We start from the raw sequence: 16,480 nt of genomic DNA, 5'->3' as shown, positions 1-16,480 counted from the left end.
GTCTGGTGGGAGACGCAAAATATTGCGTCTCTACGTTAGGAGTTACGCCGTAAAATTATATATAAACACAATCTCACCTGTAAACGCAGGTTTCTTTTGATCTTTTATTTCAAGGGTGGTTGCCATGGTGGCTTTAATGTTGCCACGCAAATTTACCAGACCGGCTAATTTTACCTTCAGGCGTACTTCGCTATCAACCAATACCGCCTGGCCAAAACGCAGGTTTTCGATGCCGTAATTGATCTCCATTTTCAAGTTTTCAACCTTTACAATTTCTTTCCATAAATAGGGTACCAACGATAGGGTAAGATAGCCGTGGGCGATGGTAGCACCAAACTGGCTTTCGGTTTTAGCTCTTTCCGGGTCGGTGTGAATCCATTGGTAATCTAAAGTTGCATCGGCAAATTTATTGATCTGCTCCTGGGTTATTTTGTACCATGACGAAGCGCCAAGGTCATTACCTACCTGTGCTTCAAATTCCGCGAAGTTATTAATGGTTAACATTTGATGGTCAGTTTATTGTTAAAGATGGCGAAGTTACAATTTTTTAGGTTTGCAGCATTACTGCACTCATTCTCCCGATCAATGCAAACGCGTATAAATAACATCAAACGGAATTTTGCCATGGTTAAAAATCAATTCTCTCCTGAACCTATTTAGCCAACAACAGGCATAAATATTAGATGCATTTAAATTACTAAAACAACCAGTTTAGTGTTAACCATGTTAAAATATAAAATATTGATTTTCAAATATTTACATGCTTATTTGTTTGAAATGTGTTAAGTTATGTTAACCCAATTTAGATGTTTTACCCTTATTCGCCCAACAAAGCCTTCAAACTTTCCAGTGTATCGGCTTCCTCTTTGGGTTTGTCCTGCCGCCAGCGCAGGATACGTGGGAAACGCAAGGCTATGCCCGATTTATGCCGGGTAGATTTATTGATCCCTTCAAACCCTATTTCAAAAACCAGTTCGGGTTTTACCGTGCGCACCGGGCCAAATTTTTCGATGGTGTTACGTTTAATAAAGTAGTCTACCTTGTTGATTTCGGCATCGGTCAGGCCCGAGTAAGCTTTGGCAAAGGGTACCAGTTTATCGCCATCCCAAACGGCGAAAGTGTAATCGGTATAGAGATCTGCCCGGCGTCCATGGCCTTTTTGGGCGTAGATCATCACGGCGTCTACCGATAGCGGGTCAATTTTCCATTTCCACCAATCGCCCCGCTTCCGGCCAACCTGGTAAGCGGCGCTTTTGCGTTTAAGCATAATTCCTTCGGCTATCATAGCACGCGATTGTTCCCTGATTTGCCCTAATTCGTCCCATGTATCAAATTTAATCAATGCCGAAATCCGGAAGACTTCGGGATAAGCAGTAGCGGCCTGTAACTCTTCTAATATCAGCCGCCTTTCACTTTGTGTTTTGGCGCGAATGTCCTGGCCTTTATATTCCAGGCAATCATAGGCGATGACTGCAACCGGACTTTCTTCCAATATCTTTTTACTCAGGTTTTTTCTGCCGATGCGGGTTTGCAGCACATTAAAAGGCATGGGCAAACCATTTTGAAAACTCAGGATCTCGCCATCTATCACGGTACCATCCGGCAGGGCTTTCAAAAAGGGGTGTAACTCGGGGAACTTTTCGGTAGCCAGGTCCTCACCTCGGCTCCAGATAAAAATTTCGCCATTACGTTTAATCATTTGGGCACGGATACCATCCCATTTCCACTCGGCCTGCCAGTCGGCAGCATTGCCAAGCGTGGCACCTACTTCCTCAGGTGTTTTTTGTTTCTCGGATGTTTCCTGGATAGGGTAGGCCAGGAAAAAAGGGTATGGTCTTGAAATATTTTCGGCAGCGTCCTGTTCCTCCATCAGTTGTGCAAACTGGAAAGTTTCGGGCAGCCAGCTGCCCATAATGCGGTGGGTCAATACAGCCGCTTCCAAACCCGAAATATCGGCCAAAGCCTTAATCACTAAATTTTGCGATACCCCAACTCGGAAACTGCCGGTGAGCAGTTTGTTAAAAACGAAGCGTTCCTGGTTATCTAACATGGCCCATGAAGCTAACAGCCATTCCTTTTTCTGCTCTTCGGTTTTATCGTTGAGGTTGTTGATCTCGGCTATCCATTCAGTCAGAGTTTTGCTGCTGCTCACATCACTTTGCGGCATCAGCAGGGCCATGGTTTCGGCAAGGTCGCCCACTACATGGTAGCTTTCTTCAAATAGCCATGCCGGGATAGTAGATGCCTCGATAGCCCAGGTACGCACCAGCGTGGAGTTGATTTGCCGCTTAGGCTTGCGCCCGGTAAACAGGGCCAACATGTGCATCTTATCAGTATCGGGTACGGCATTAAAATACTCCTTTAAAACCTTAACCTTCTCATTGGTTTTGTTGGTTTCATCTAAAGAAAGGAAGAGTTGGGCGAAGGCTTTCATGAGGTGGTCCCAGCCCCCTCTAAATCTCCCCCGGTAGGGGAGACTTCAAAAATTTTCTCCTCGGTTTCTTTTAACTCCTCCCCTTCCGGGGGAGGTTGGGAGGGGGCCTCTTCCTCGCCGCCATACAGCGTATGCACTTCATGCGCGTCAAACCCAATTCCGTTTAAATATCTTGCAAAGGTGGCGGTGTAACCATGCGTTAGGTAAACGCTTTCGCAGCCCGTGGCGTCAATGGCGCTGACGAGGCCGTCCCAGTCGGCATGGTCTGAGAGGATAAAACCCCTGTCGGCGGCGCGGCGGCGTTTGGCACCACGGATAGCCATCCAGCCCGAGCAATAGCCAAAGCTATACGGCCCAAACTTGCGCATCCAGGGTGTACCTACCGATGAAGGTGGTGCAATAATGATGCCTTTACGCACTTCTTCTTTTACAGAATCCTGGGTAATCCTTTCTGTGGGATTTAATATCACCCCGTTACGGCGCAAAGCCTCATTGGTGTTTTCAATTACGCCATGGGTATAAACCTTGCCGTTAAACAGATCGAGGTTTTGGAGGATGCGTTGCGCTTTGCCCAATGAGTAGCCTACCAAAACAGTAGCCAGTCCGTTGTGCAGGTTAGAACGCCACCAGTTGTTGATATCCTCAAAAATTTGAACTTGTGGTTTCCATGTATAAACAGGCATGCCAAAGGTGCATTCTGATATAAAATGATGGCATTGTACCGGCTCAAAAGGCGTGGAGATACCGTCATCCTCTACCTTGTAATCACCGGATACTACCCAAACCTCGCCCTTATATTCTACCCGGATCTGTGCCGAACCGATTACATGGCCGGCCGGGTACAACGATATAGCAACACCATTTTTCATGACCGTTTCGCCATACGCTACCGTTTGCAGCTGGATCTCGCCAAGCCTGTACAGCAATACTTCCTTGGATAAATAATGCGCCAGGTAATGCTTATGGCCAACATAGGCATGGTCTGCATGGGCATGGGTAATTACGGCGTCGTCTACCGGTTTCCAGGGGTCAATATAAAATTTGCCCTGCGCGCAGTAAATGCCCCTATCCGTAAATTCAAGTAATGGTTTTTTGGCCATGGTAATACATAAACCTTTTGAAACAGAATAAGTTTGAGAGATAGGATAGGTGGGAATTGGAAACTTATTTTCCCTCGCCCAAAAGCCTGAAAAATACAGTTACGCAAATTACATCCCTTAATACCTTAATGGCATTGTGCAGGGTGTTGTAAACGGTGCGTTCGCTCAGTCCGGTTTGGTCGGCAATATCTTTAAAGGCCACCGTATCAAAATAGCGCAGGCGGATGATTTCTTTTTGGCGGGGCGATAGCTGGTTAAGGGCCTTTTGAAGCCGCTTTTTCATATGCTCATCATGCTGACTGGCAATCAATATCGACTCATAAGAGGGCTCTATAGGCGTATCTCCGACGCTAATATCATCAATCAATCCACCGGTTTGGGTGGCCTCTGATAATTGCAGGTAAGTTTTATAAAGGATGCGTTTGTAAATGGTAAGCGTGTACTGCTGCACGTTTTGCACATCGGCCAGTTTGTGCTTTATTTTCCACAGCTCCAGGAATAAATTGTTGATGCCTTCTTTAACCAACTCGGGGTTTTTGTAAAGCGAAAGGCCAAAGCGGTACAGGTCGTTATAAAAAAGATTAAAGCACTCGTAAAGTCCCTGCTTGTCGCCTTCCGCAAGCAATCGCCAGTTTTTATTGATGTCCTTGTTTTTAGGACCCATGAATACTGTTTTTGACACTTCCATTAAAGATTGGCAATTAATAGGGCAATTACAAAATGTGGTTACTTTTTAAAATAATTTTAAAACTAACTGTAACTTATTGAATTATACAATAATACAGTTAAAAATTAAAAAGTGAAATTTATTTGGAAAAACATTGGTAAAAAAGAATAATCTACTGCACTTGTGTATAAAAGTTTCAATATATACTTAACATGGACTATTCTTCATACCAAATAGAAGATTTTTTAACCGACGACAGCTTTATTGCTTATTGCTATAACGATGATAATGCTGCCGTTACAAAATGGGAAAATATCCTTGCCGAAAACCCGGCATTGGCTCCCAAAATGAGTGAAGCCCGCGAGCTTTGCCTGCTGTTGGCTATCAAGGTAAGTCCGGCCGAAAAGGCAATCGCCCTGGAGCGGCTGAAACAGGCCATCACTGCTGTCGGTGATGTTGAGCCGGAGAGCAGGATCATCAGTATTCGTAATTATTTCACCAAATGGGTAGCTATCGCGGCGTCGCTGCTTATCATGGCGGGGGCCTTCGCGGTTTACAAAATCAACAATACCAACCCAAGCGGAGCCGCTTTGTACAGTGCTGCTACCGATGCCAATTATAAGCTGATAGGCAAAACAGATTTTGGTCACCGTAAGCTGATCAAATTGCCCGACGGTAGTTTGGCACTCCTTAACGGATCAAGCACCCTTAAAATAGCTAAAGACTATAATGAAAACAACCGCCACCTGTTGTTAAGCGGCGAGGCTTTCTTTTCGGTTACCAAAGACAAGCATAAACCATTTGTGGTGATCACCGGAAAAACAGCCACCACGGCGCTTGGTACCTCATTTAAGGTAGAAAGCTATAACAACGCCCAGGTTGCCAGTGTAATGCTCTCAACCGGTAAAGTTAAAGTAGAGTGCACCCAGCCCGATTTGAAGGTAGAAGACGTAATGCTTATCCCCGGGCAAAAAGCGGCTTTATATAATGGCGATAAGGCCTTTACCCAAACCACTTTCTACGCCAAAGACCTGCAAAACTGGATAGACCGGAAACTGGTATTCAAAGGTGCCGACCTGAAAGAGATCGCGGCTAAACTAAAAACAGTTTATGGTGTGATCATCGTTCCGAAAGATAAAACAGGTGACGAGGTATCCTTTACCGGCGAGTTTATTGGAAAAGATCTTACAGAGGTGTTGGATGCCATAGGCTTCACCAATCATTTCACTTACAAACAAAGCGGCAGCACCGTGCAGCTACAATTTTAAAATATTAACAGGCTCTAATTTTTAAACTATTCAAAACCAAAACTATATGCAAAAACTATTACTTAGTTCACGATTACGATCATGGATACTGCTGCGGATGATTCCGTCGGTATTGTTGATCATGTCGTTATCCGGGTACGCGCAGTCATCAACCCCCAACGTGTATTCATTCAGCTGGAAAAATACCCCGGTTCCGGCTGTTTTTACCCAGATTGAAAAAGCAGCCAATGTGCATTTTTCATACAACCCCAAGGATCTTGACCTGCAAAAAAAGATCAGTCTAACAATTAACAAACAAAGCCTGCAGCAAGTAATTGACCTTATTACCAAGGAGCTGCATGCCCAATACAAAATTGTTGGCGAAACGGTAATGATCCAGTCGCAAAAGCCGGCAGCCAAGGTAACATCACAGGTGGTTGATGATTTTAACCTTACCGGCAAGGTTACCGATGATCAGAACCTGCCATTGCCGGGCGTAACCATTGTTAACACCACCAAAAACCGTAGCGCTGCCACTACAGAAACCGGCAGCTTTGTAATATTAGCCAACAATGGCGATGTGATCACCTTTAGCATGATAGGTTATGAAACTACCTCCATCATTGCTACAGATAAAGCCAAAACGGTAAAGATCACTCTTAAAACCAAAGCTACTGAACTGAATACCGTAGTGGTAACTGCTTTGGGCATTAAAAGGGAAGAGCGCTCATTAGGCTACGCCACTGCCGAAGTTGATGGTAACGACCTTAAAAAAGCCCGCGAAACCAATGTGATCAATTCACTGGCGGGTAAAGTGCCGGGTTTAATTATCAATAGTACAGCGGGCGGCCCTGCCGGCTCGTCAAGAGTAATTATCAGGGGAAATACCAGTATTACCGGTAATAACCAGCCGCTTTATGTGGTTGATGGTGTGCCTATTGATAACTCCAACTACGGCCAGGTGGGCGGTGATAAATACTCTGGCGGTTTTGATTTTGGTGACGCGATATCGGCCATTAACCCCGATGATATCGATAAGATCTCGGTGCTAAAAGGCCCTTCGGCATCGGCGCTTTATGGCAGCCGTGCGGGTAACGGTGTAATATTGATCACCACTAAAAAGGGCAATGCCAAAAAGGAATTGGGTATTGAGGTAAACAGTACCACATCGATAGAAAACCAGCTTACCCACTATAACGATTACCAGTACATTTACGGCCAGGGTACTGCCGAGCAATTGGTGGTTGATCCATCGCAGGCAAAAAATACCCTGTTTAATAATTTTGGCCCAAGGCTTGATCCTAATTTGCAGGTAATTGGCTTTGACGGTAAATACCGCCCATACGCCTTGGCAAAAAACAATATCGATAACTTTTTTCGTACAGGAGCAACCACCACCAATAATGTGGCATTTGCAAGCTCAAACGATATATCATCGTTCCGTTTATCCATAGGCGATTTACGCAGCCGCGATATTGTACCGGGCAGTAACATGCGGCGCAGTACTTTCAACTTTAACGGCAGTTCCAAATTTGGCAGTAAGATTACCATATCGGCCAAGGTGATGTACCTTAATGAGGATGTGATTAACCGCCCCGCGCTGGCCGATGATCCGGGTAACATTGGTAATGCGTTTGTTGGCCTGGCAAATAATGTTGATCAGTCTTACTTTAAAAACGGTTACAAAGATTCGGAGGGGAATTATGTTGATTGGGGCGGCGGCCAGTACCGTTTAGATCCTTATTGGGTAATTAACGAAATGAAGAACGAAACCCGTAAAAACAGGTTTATCGGTAATTTACAGGGCAACTATGTAATTACCAGCTGGCTTAATTTGCAAGCCCGGATCTCAACCGATTTTACTTACTTAAACTATAGCAAATTCAGTCCGCGTACTACCCCGGGTGCTTTAGCCGGTGAACTTGACCAGTTTGATCAAAAATTGGGCACTACCGAGGGCGACGCTTTGTTAACCGCTCAAAAACAGGTAACGCCATCGCTTAATTTAGCTTTAAGGGTGGGTGCCAGTTTTTCGCGCGTTGATAACCCTGGTACAACATCTACGTTTATTAACCTGAACGTACCGGATGTAATTAGCCCAAATAGCTTTTCGGATAAATCGGTAGTTGAAAACCATTACCGCAAACGCAATAACGGTGCTTATGCTTTGTTGAGCATCGGCTATAAATCATACTTGTACCTGGATGCAAGTGTGCGTAAAGATGCTTCTTCAACCCTGCCGGCAAACAATAATACCTATGTTTATCCATCGGTGGCAGCCAGCTTTGTATTCAGCGACTTTTTCAAGATCGATCCATCGATATTATCGTTTGGTAAATTAAGGTTATCTGCCGCCGAAGTTGGTAACGATACCGACCCATACCTGTTAAACTTAAACTATAACCTGTATCCGCAAACTTTTAACGGTACATCGGTGGGCGGCATTGCCAGCACCATTTTGCCTAATAAAGATTTAAAGCCAACCCGCACCAAATCATACGAGATTGGTACGCAGTTGAAATTCTTTGGCGAAAGATTAGGCCTGGATGTATCTTACTACACCTCGAAATCGCGCGACCAGATTAACCTGGTGCCTGCCCCGCTTTCATCGGGCTTTGCACAACAACTGGTTAACGCCGGTGTAATTGGCAACAAAGGTGTGGAGATAGCACTGAACGGATCGCCCCTACGAACCAAAGATTTTGGCTGGGATGTTAACGTAAACTTTGCTAAAAATACCAATACGGTAATTTCATTAGCCGAGGGGATTCCTTATCTGTCACTATCAGATGCCCGCTGGTTAGGTGTATCTGTTGTGGCTAAACCAGGTTCGCCATATGGCGCTATTTTAGGGTTCGATTACCAGCGCGATACGCAGGGCAATATCGTACTTGATCCGCAAACCTTAGCCCCAAAGCAAGCCGAAGAGCGTAGCGTGTTAGGCAAAGGTACCTGGAGCTGGACCGGCGGTTTAACCAACAACTTCCATTACAAAAACTGGGGCTTAAGCACCGTAATTGATATTAAACATGGTGCCGATCTGTTTTCGATGACCAATATGTTTGCCATTATCCGTGGCAGCCATGTATCAACCCTACCCGGCAGGGCCGAGTGGATAAAATCTGAAGAGGAACGCCAAAGTGCTGGTGCTACTATTGAGGCCTGGCGTGCAGCCGGTAAAGTACAGGGTTATACGCCACAAGGTGTGGTACAGACTGGTACTGATGCCAACGGAAACCCTATCTATACAAAAAATACAACCGCGGTTGATCCATCAAATTATTGGTCGCAGTTTTACAGCGATGGTAATGGTGTAGCTACCCCATTCATTTATGATGCAAGCTATATCAAAATGCGTGAGATCACTTTAAGCTACCGTTTCCCGGCAGGTTCAACCTCAAAACTGGGGATTAAAGACCTAACCATTGCCGTGGTAAGCCGTAACCCTTTTATTATTCACAAAAACGTTCCGAATGTTGACCCCGACTCCAACTATAACAATGGTAACGGACAGGGACTGGAGTATGGCTCATTGCCATCAAGAAAAAGCTGGGGCTTTAACTTAAACTTCAGATTTTAATAGGATGTATAATTTTAGAACGAACAAGATGAAAAGAACTTTAAATAAATATAAGTTGGTTACACTCCTGATGCCGTTACTGCTGTTTTCGTGCAAAAAGTTTGGAGATGTAAACACCGATCCAACCAAATCGGCAAACCTTGATCCCATTAACCAACTCAATTATGTGGAGTTACGCTTTGGCGGCGATGTAACCATTAATGAGCGTACCAGTATTATACTCACCATGCCTATGGCGCAGCAAATAGGCGGCGCGTATTACACCCGCTACGGCAGCGCTTATATTGAAGACAGGCAATACATGAGCGAGCTTTGGGAACTGGGCTACCCTAACGATGTTTTAAACATTGTTGACGCTGTTGCCCGTACCACCGCCAAGCCCAACCTGAATGCCATTTGCCGCATTATGAAGGTTTACGTATTTGCCCGCCTTACCGATATGTATGGCGATATCCCTTACACAGAAGCAGGTAAAGCGTACATTGCCGGTACGGTACGCCCCAAGTTTGACACCCAGAAGGATATCTATACCGATTTTTTTAAGGAATTAAAAGCAGCAACTGCCCAGCTTGATGCATCAAAAGACGCCGTAAGTACCGAGCTTTTTTACCATGGCGATTTAACCAAGTGGAAAAAGTTTGCCAACTCCTTGCGCTTGCGCCTGGCTATGCGTTTAATTAAAATTGATGAAGCTACTGCCAAAGCCGAAGCTACAGATGCCTTTAACGCCGGTTTGATTGCCAGTAATGACGATATCTGCAAGCTGGATTATACCAACATCACCAATGGTTATGCAGAAATTCGTGGCAATGGTGTATCGGTGGGGATTAACCAATACCAGGATGATGGCCGTCCACGCATTTGCTCAACGTTGATTAACCAGATGAAGGCATCTAATGATCCGCGTTTAAATTACATTGCCCGGGATTACTGGGTGAACCCCGATAAGCTGACCGACAGGCTTGATGTTACCGCGCAGGTAAAGGCTCAGGTTGGGATAATAGGCGTTGGTCCGGGTAAATATAATTATGATGACTTTTTAGGCGCTATCAATATTGATTACCCCGGTCGTGGTACGCTATCTGTGCCAAACGGTGGGCAAAAAGTGCAACTGGCCGATTTTATAGTGCGCAGCGATGCCCCATACTTCCACATGACCTACGCCGAGGTAGAGTTTTTATTGGCCGAAGCCAATACCCGTTGGGGTTTAGCCCTTGGTGGTACTGCCAAACAACATTACGAGAACGGTTTGGAGGCGGCCTGCCAGCAACTGGCACTGTACCCAACCGGGCCTACTTTATCGGCAACCGAAATACAGAATTTTAAACAGGATAACCAGCTTGCACCGGGCAAGGAGTTACAGCAAATTGATACGCAGATATGGGTTGCCCAGCTGATGAATGGCCCCGAGGCTTATTCAACCTGGCGTCGTACGGGTTTTCCTGTATTGGTACCGGGAGTAACTGCCGAATCGGACGTGACAACTATACCACGCAGGTTTGAGTATCCTTTAACCGAGCGCGAACAAAACTCGACCAATATAGCGGTAGCTATTGCGGCCCTTGGCGGTAAAGATACCTGGACAGCACATGTTTGGTGGGATAAACAATAACAAGCTATACAATAACAAATGAAGATCTTTAAAAATAAGGCACTGTTAACACTTACCGTTTTTATACTGGTAACCATAGTTGGCTGCAAAAAAAGTACGGTTAAGGCCGAAGGGATTGATAGCACGCAAACTGCAACAGCTGCCAAATTCAGGGTGGTGGGTTATTTACGTTATGAAGATAACCTGCTTGATGAGGCAAACGCCATTGATATGAGTAAAATAACTCACCTTAACGTGGCCTTTATCAATCCCGATGCCGACGGCAATTTTGCTGCCGATGCCAACCTGCAAAAGGTAGCCCAATTAGCGCACAGCCATAAAGTGCAAATCCTGGCGGCTATTGCAGGTGGTTTACCGCCGACTTATTTTAGCAAGCTGATGGAGCCGGCCATGCAGGCAAAATTTATAGCCAACCTGGTAAAGTTTACACAGGATAATTACCTGGATGGTATAGATGTGGATATTGAGCAAAGCCTTATCAATAGCAATTACGAATCATTTGTTACCGGCTTAGCTGCGGCCCTAAAAGCCAAAGGAAAACTTACCACTGCTGCTATTGCCACGGTTTATGCCACCAGTTACACGGATAAAGCTTTGGCCAGTCTTGATTTTATCAACGTAATGTCGTACGATAAAACGGGGCCTTGGAAACCGGAGAATCCCGGTCAGCATTCGCCCTATACTATGGCGGTTGAGGACTTGGCTTATTGGAGCGGTACACGTGGCATTGCCAAAGAAAAGCTGAGCCTGGGCGTACCTTTTTATGGCTATGGTTTTGGTACCAACGCACCTGCCGACCTTACCTTTTCGGCCATAGTGGCGGCCTACCCGGGGGCTGAAAACCAGGACCAGGTGACCGTGCCCGGCGGCGGTATTGTTTATTACAACGGCATCCCCACAATAAAAAGTAAAACCCAGCTGGCGCTTGAAAAAGCCGGCGGCATTATGATATGGCAATTGCGCCAGGATGCCAAAGGGCCAAACTCATTATTGGGCACCATCAACACGGTGATACAATCACATACCAATTGATCAATTGAAAACAATTAAAATATTTAAACATGAAAAAGATTAAATACACATCACTACCGGTGCTGGTTATGCTTATGGTATTTGCGGGCTGTAAAAAGGATGAGGTTAAAACCCAGGAGGATGCCAACCCGTACTTTCCGCGCATATTTGATAACCTGCGTAAGCTATCGGCACCGCAAATCATTAATGAAGGGGCAACAGCAAACTTTAATGGTTTGCAGTTTTCGCCGGCCAGTAAAGTAAAGATCAGCTGGAAAGTGAACGGGAAAGAAATGTCGACAGATACGGCCTTTGCTTTTAAACCAACTGCCGGTGGCGAGTACACCATTAAAGTAGATGTTACCTACAACGGCGATTCCACCTCAAGGCAAACCAAGGTATTGGTTAATCCATCAACCTATACCTTTAAACCCTATACTCGTGTGGTGCTGGCTAACTTAACTGAAGATGGTACCGCTGCCGATGTGGTTTGGAGTAATATTACACACCTGGAATACCAGGTAGGCAAAGTATCTGCCGATGGCAGCCTTGATGTTTCAAAAGGAACTGTTGCCCAGCATGCCGATGAAATTGTTGCCCGTGCGCACATTGCCGGCGTACCGGTGATCATGGGCCTTACAGGTCACCTATCTGGCATTGACGGTTGGGCGCTTTATGGCAGCGATGATTTTGGTACAGCCATCCGCACCCCGGCAGCAATGGCATCGTTGGTGGCAAGTGTGAAGGCTTATGTAGCCGCCAAAAAAATGGATGGGGTAGATATTTATATGGAAGATATTAACTCAGATAATGCCCCTGCAAATATTCATGCGATTGGTCCGTTTTTGACCGCGTTAAAAGCGGCTTTACCCGCCACGGCTTTAGTTACAGTAACCGCTACAGTAAACTACCAGCATTGGGAATACCCCGATCTTTCGGCCGCATCGTGGGTAAATATTCACGCTTTTGAGGATAATATCCATATTGGTCCGGATGCACCGGTTGGACAGTCATCGAGCTACGATTTTATGGTAGCAGGTACACAGATCTGGACAAACTTTCACCTGCCGGCCAATAAACTGGTAGTTGGTATGCCTGCTTTTGGCTTGCGTTATAACGCATTGAACGCGGCAGGCAATAACGCCAGCTGGGGGTCATATGATTACATGACTTACAAAGATATTATAGCCGCCGACCCTGCAAATGCGGGCAAAGAGAAAGCTGCCATTGCCCAGGGCGTATACTTTAATGGTGTACCGCTGGTAACCAAAAAAGCTGCCTATCTTAAAGCCAACGGTTTCAAAGGCGCATACCTTTGGGCCGCAGATTACGATGCTACAGGTACCAGTTCTTTAGGAGCAGCCATTTATAATACCCTTAAATAACTAATCAATTTTTTTAAATACGATTCTTTGTCCCCGATGTGTTAACTGTTTAAAACGATTAACACATTAGGGCAGGGGATGGTATTGTTTGAACTTTAAAAAATGATAACGATGAAAAAGATCTATCACCTAATAACTTTTACAGCACTTGCCGCAATTTACAGTAACAATTGTTTGGCAACTGTCCGTATCGATTCGGGAATAGTTATTTCAAAAAAGCAAATTGCAGCAACCATATCTTTCAGCGGGTATACCTGGAATGTTAAAGCCCCAGAACAACCCCAGGGACCGGGGCCTAATGTATGGAGCGCGGCTAATGTTTATGTAGATAACGAAGGTTCCCTGCACCTTAAACTGTCAAAAAACGCGGCAACCGGTAAATGGGAATGCGCCGAAGTTTCAACCAACGAGAAATTTGGCGAAGGTACTTACCAATGGCAGGTAGAAGGGCCATTGGCAACGTTGGATAAAAACATAGTGCTGGGCTTATTTAATTACTCGGGCAGGGATGGGTTTGATGAAATGGATATGGAATTTGCCCAATGGGGCGATAGCAATAACCCGCATTTAAATTACACCATATGGCCGGTTGATAAAGGAACGAACAAAGCTTATTATACAGCCAATTTTACCATGCCCGGCGGTACTTATACTACCCAGCGCTTTATCCGCAAGGCAAAAAGTGTGACCTTTAAAAGCTTATACGGCTTTGTTGATAATGATAATAATGTTTTCGATTCCAAAACATTTAAAAGCCCGGCATCATCTATCAGTACCGAACCGATGCCGGTGTATATAAACCTTTGGTTGTATAACGGCCAGGCACCATCAGATGGTAAGGGTATGGAAATAGTGATCCACAGCTTTAAGTTTATACCTCTTTAATATTGTTTTTTTTAATTATAATTGTGCTGATGTGCACCGGGTGAGAACCGGTGCGCATTTTTTATGGGCAAAAGCGCGATCAACTACCACTAAACGCACCACCGGTTTTTAATTATTATTTAACAGATAGTGGTTTACGGTAAATTAAGGGTATCTTTAAGAAATTCCATCCCAAAACAATACCGCATACCTTAGGCATTGCCATTTTCTTACACGGTGATAGTTAAGCTTTAACATAATACCAGCCTGCTACAGGCTGCAACAACCGTAAAAAACAATCAAATGATAGCTGCAAAAGACGCCATTGAAACCGAAACCCGTATGTATATGTACGACCTGCTGAACACCGCCAAAGAGTTTGGTTTTAAGGCCGAAGACAGCTGGGAACTGAGCATGGTTACCAATACCGATAGGATCAAATTGCAACGGGATTACTTCCCAACCATTGCCAGCAAAATTGGTCCCGAAATTTTGTTGCAGGTATTCCATACCATTAAAACAAGGCTCAACCAATCGTTTCAGAAAGAAGCGGTAAGAATTGATGAACGGAACCCTTTAACCGAGGATTTGAATTACCTGGTAGCCTTTAACCCTAAAAGGCCAAGGACTTAGCATTATAGCATTACCCCCTTTATTATACGATGTAAATGAACATTCCTGTATTTGATACGGGGATGCTTATTTACGTCTTTTTTATTTTTAGCTGCCAGAGGATGTTGATGATTGAAACTAACCTTTTAAACAGGCAGCGTTAAGCCCTTGTTAGTAATATATTTGTGCATCATTAGCTATATGATTATAAAACAATGGATAAGGCGGTAAACTTAAACGGCAGAATCTGGTTTGAAACCGCCGATGGCAAACTATTGGGGCATGGGAGGGTAGAACTGTTGGAACGAATAAGAGATTCGGGATCATTAAGGCAGGCCGCTATGCAAATGAAAATGTCATACCGGCAAGCCTGGGATATGGTGGGCTACATGAACGAGCATTTTAGCTCGCCGGTAGTAATATCGCACCGTGGGGGTAAAGGAGGAGGTAGTGCCGAGCTTACCCCAAAAGGATTACAGGCCATTGAACAGTTTAAATTGTTTCAGCAAAAATTTAATAGTTTTTTGGAGGAGAATAGCGGATTGATCAAAATTTGAGCCGAAATAACTTCGCACAAAACAGTATTTGAAATTTACCCCCGGCGCATCCCTATTGTCTATTTATGAAGAGAGTTCTTGTTATCCTGTTCTTAAGCTTTGCAACACTTTATTTACGGGCACAAACTGCCAATCAGCGCTATCAACAGTTAGGGAACAACTACGTGCTCATCAAAAATTATTACCTGTTAAACCTGCTACAAAATTACCCCGCTGCAAGTAAACTGGTAAGCGGCGATCCTATTTTAACAAAACTGGCACAAGCTAAAATGAAAACGGTACAGGATTCGCTTAAAGCTAACAAAGGGTTCATGAGCATCACCAGATCGCTTAAGTTTAGCGCGGCAGAAATAAAAACCGCCGGTGCACGGCTTGTTTCGTTGTACAAGCCTAACAATGTTCTGGGTGTATTAGTAACAAAACATCTCATTCCATCGGGTTTTTATATTCAATACGATAACCTTTCGAATGTTAAGTTATTGGTAAAGGCCTGGGAGCAGGATGCCCATGCCATCAACCATACCATCGAAATTTATGCTGATGGAAAAAAGCCCGGTTTCCCGGATATAGATTCTATCAATTTTAATATTTACAGTAAAACGTATTCCAAAGCGATTACCGATGGGGCAAATGATATTGTTAAGCGATATGGCGCAACCAGGCTTTTCTTTTTACCATCGGTAAGCTACGCATTGCACAGCCTGGATATTAATGGCCGCAACGATGCCGGTAACGACGAGCCGATGCAATTAAATGCCAATAAAGCCGCTTACAATAGGATAAAAACCATCGATTGGAAAAAGTATATGTACACCCTTATATTGATCCCTGGTGAAGGGCCTGATAGACCCGGCGTTTCCATTAGTCCGGGGAGCATAGCCCGGTGTAAAATAGCCGCGATAAAATTTAAAGAAGGTGTAGCTCCTTTCGTGATGGCATCGGGCGGTAAGGTACATCCTTTTAAAACTAACTTTAGCGAGGCCGAACAAATGAAGAAGTATTTGATGAACCAATTAGGTATCCCCGAAAATGCTATTTTGATTGAACCCCAGGCCCGACATACCACCACCAATCTGCGCAATTGTGCCCGACTCATTTTCAGATATGGGATGCCATTTAACAAGCCATTTATCGTATCAACCAATAAAATTCAAAGCTATTATATTTCCTACATGCAAAAACGCTGCGAGGCCGATCTGGGTTATGTGCCTTATACCCTTGGCCGGCGCTTGTCAAATACCGAGCAGGAGATAATGCCTAATATCGCATCCTTACAGATCAACCCGCTGGAGCCTTTAGATCCGTAGGGTTTGATATCCTTTTAAACCAATTGAAATAAAAATGTTTGTCATTTCGAACGAACCCTAAGGGGATTGTGCGTTGGTGGTGAGGAGAAATCTTGTAAAAGTGG

The 16,480-nt window shown here is 44.6% G+C and carries 13 protein-coding genes; 9 read left to right on the top strand and 4 right to left on the bottom strand.

Features of this window, described 5'->3' with window-relative positions; genetic code table 11:
• Window positions 1-42: 42 nt before the first annotated feature.
• From FHS10_RS20965 to FHS10_RS20950, 4 genes are all read right to left on the bottom strand, one after another.
• Window positions 43-504, bottom strand: a complete 462-nt coding sequence (locus FHS10_RS20965; protein ID WP_259094292.1) for a MaoC family dehydratase — start codon at window positions 502-504, stop codon at window positions 43-45.
• 313 nt (window positions 505-817) lie between these two features.
• Window positions 818-2,434, bottom strand: coding sequence for an ATP-dependent DNA ligase (locus FHS10_RS20960; protein ID WP_259094290.1), 1,617 nt, complete (start codon window positions 2,432-2,434; stop codon window positions 818-820).
• On the bottom strand, window positions 2,431-3,534 hold the full coding sequence (locus FHS10_RS20955; protein WP_259094288.1) for a ligase-associated DNA damage response exonuclease: 1,104 nt from the start codon (window positions 3,532-3,534) through the stop codon (window positions 2,431-2,433). The genes FHS10_RS20960 and FHS10_RS20955 overlap by 4 nt, the downstream gene beginning before the upstream one ends.
• A 64-nt stretch (window positions 3,535-3,598) precedes the next feature.
• Window positions 3,599-4,198 (bottom strand): RNA polymerase sigma factor, encoded by a 600-nt coding sequence (locus FHS10_RS20950; protein ID WP_259094286.1) that lies wholly within the window; start codon window positions 4,196-4,198, stop codon window positions 3,599-3,601.
• Between the two features lie 215 nt (window positions 4,199-4,413).
• On the opposite strand from FHS10_RS20950, the gene FHS10_RS20945 reads away from it, so the two are divergent.
• From FHS10_RS20945 to FHS10_RS20905, 9 genes are all read left to right on the top strand, one after another.
• A complete protein-coding gene (locus FHS10_RS20945; protein ID WP_259094284.1) occupies window positions 4,414-5,469 on the top strand; it encodes a FecR family protein in 1,056 nt (351 codons plus the stop codon).
• 46 nt (window positions 5,470-5,515) lie between these two features.
• On the top strand, window positions 5,516-9,028 hold the full coding sequence (locus FHS10_RS20940) for a SusC/RagA family TonB-linked outer membrane protein (protein WP_259094282.1): 3,513 nt from the start codon (window positions 5,516-5,518) through the stop codon (window positions 9,026-9,028).
• A gap of 28 nt (window positions 9,029-9,056) precedes the next feature.
• Window positions 9,057-10,640, top strand: coding sequence for a SusD/RagB family nutrient-binding outer membrane lipoprotein (locus FHS10_RS20935; RefSeq protein ID WP_259094280.1), 1,584 nt, complete (start codon window positions 9,057-9,059; stop codon window positions 10,638-10,640).
• Window positions 10,641-10,658: 18 nt separating this feature from the next.
• Window positions 10,659-11,672 carry a glycosyl hydrolase family 18 protein gene (locus FHS10_RS20930; protein ID WP_259094278.1) on the top strand — a complete coding sequence of 338 codons (1,014 nt, stop codon included), beginning with the start codon at window positions 10,659-10,661 and terminating at the stop codon, window positions 11,670-11,672.
• Window positions 11,673-11,701: 29 nt separating this feature from the next.
• The gene (locus tag FHS10_RS20925) at window positions 11,702-13,036 is read left to right on the top strand and encodes a glycosyl hydrolase family 18 protein (RefSeq protein WP_259094276.1); all 1,335 of its coding nucleotides are present in this window, start codon (window positions 11,702-11,704) and stop codon (window positions 13,034-13,036) included.
• Between the two features lie 111 nt (window positions 13,037-13,147).
• Window positions 13,148-13,921, top strand: a complete 774-nt coding sequence (locus FHS10_RS20920; protein ID WP_259094274.1) for a glycoside hydrolase family 16 protein — start codon at window positions 13,148-13,150, stop codon at window positions 13,919-13,921.
• A 282-nt stretch (window positions 13,922-14,203) separates the two neighbouring features.
• Entirely contained in the window at window positions 14,204-14,533 is a 330-nt protein-coding gene (locus tag FHS10_RS20915; protein WP_259094272.1) for a hypothetical protein, read from the top strand.
• 194 nt (window positions 14,534-14,727) lie between these two features.
• Window positions 14,728-15,069, top strand: coding sequence for a winged helix-turn-helix domain-containing protein (locus FHS10_RS20910; protein ID WP_259094270.1), 342 nt, complete (start codon window positions 14,728-14,730; stop codon window positions 15,067-15,069).
• Between the two features lie 65 nt (window positions 15,070-15,134).
• Entirely contained in the window at window positions 15,135-16,376 is a 1,242-nt protein-coding gene (locus tag FHS10_RS20905) for a YdcF family protein (protein WP_259094268.1), read from the top strand.
• Window positions 16,377-16,480: the final 104 nt, after the last annotated feature.

Source organism: Mucilaginibacter dorajii (genome assembly GCF_024808255.1).
GTDB classification, from domain to species: Bacteria; Bacteroidota; Bacteroidia; order Sphingobacteriales; family Sphingobacteriaceae; genus Mucilaginibacter; species Mucilaginibacter dorajii.
The sequence above is the reverse complement of the archived record's forward strand: the minus strand, read 5'-3'. Positions and strand labels throughout refer to the sequence as shown.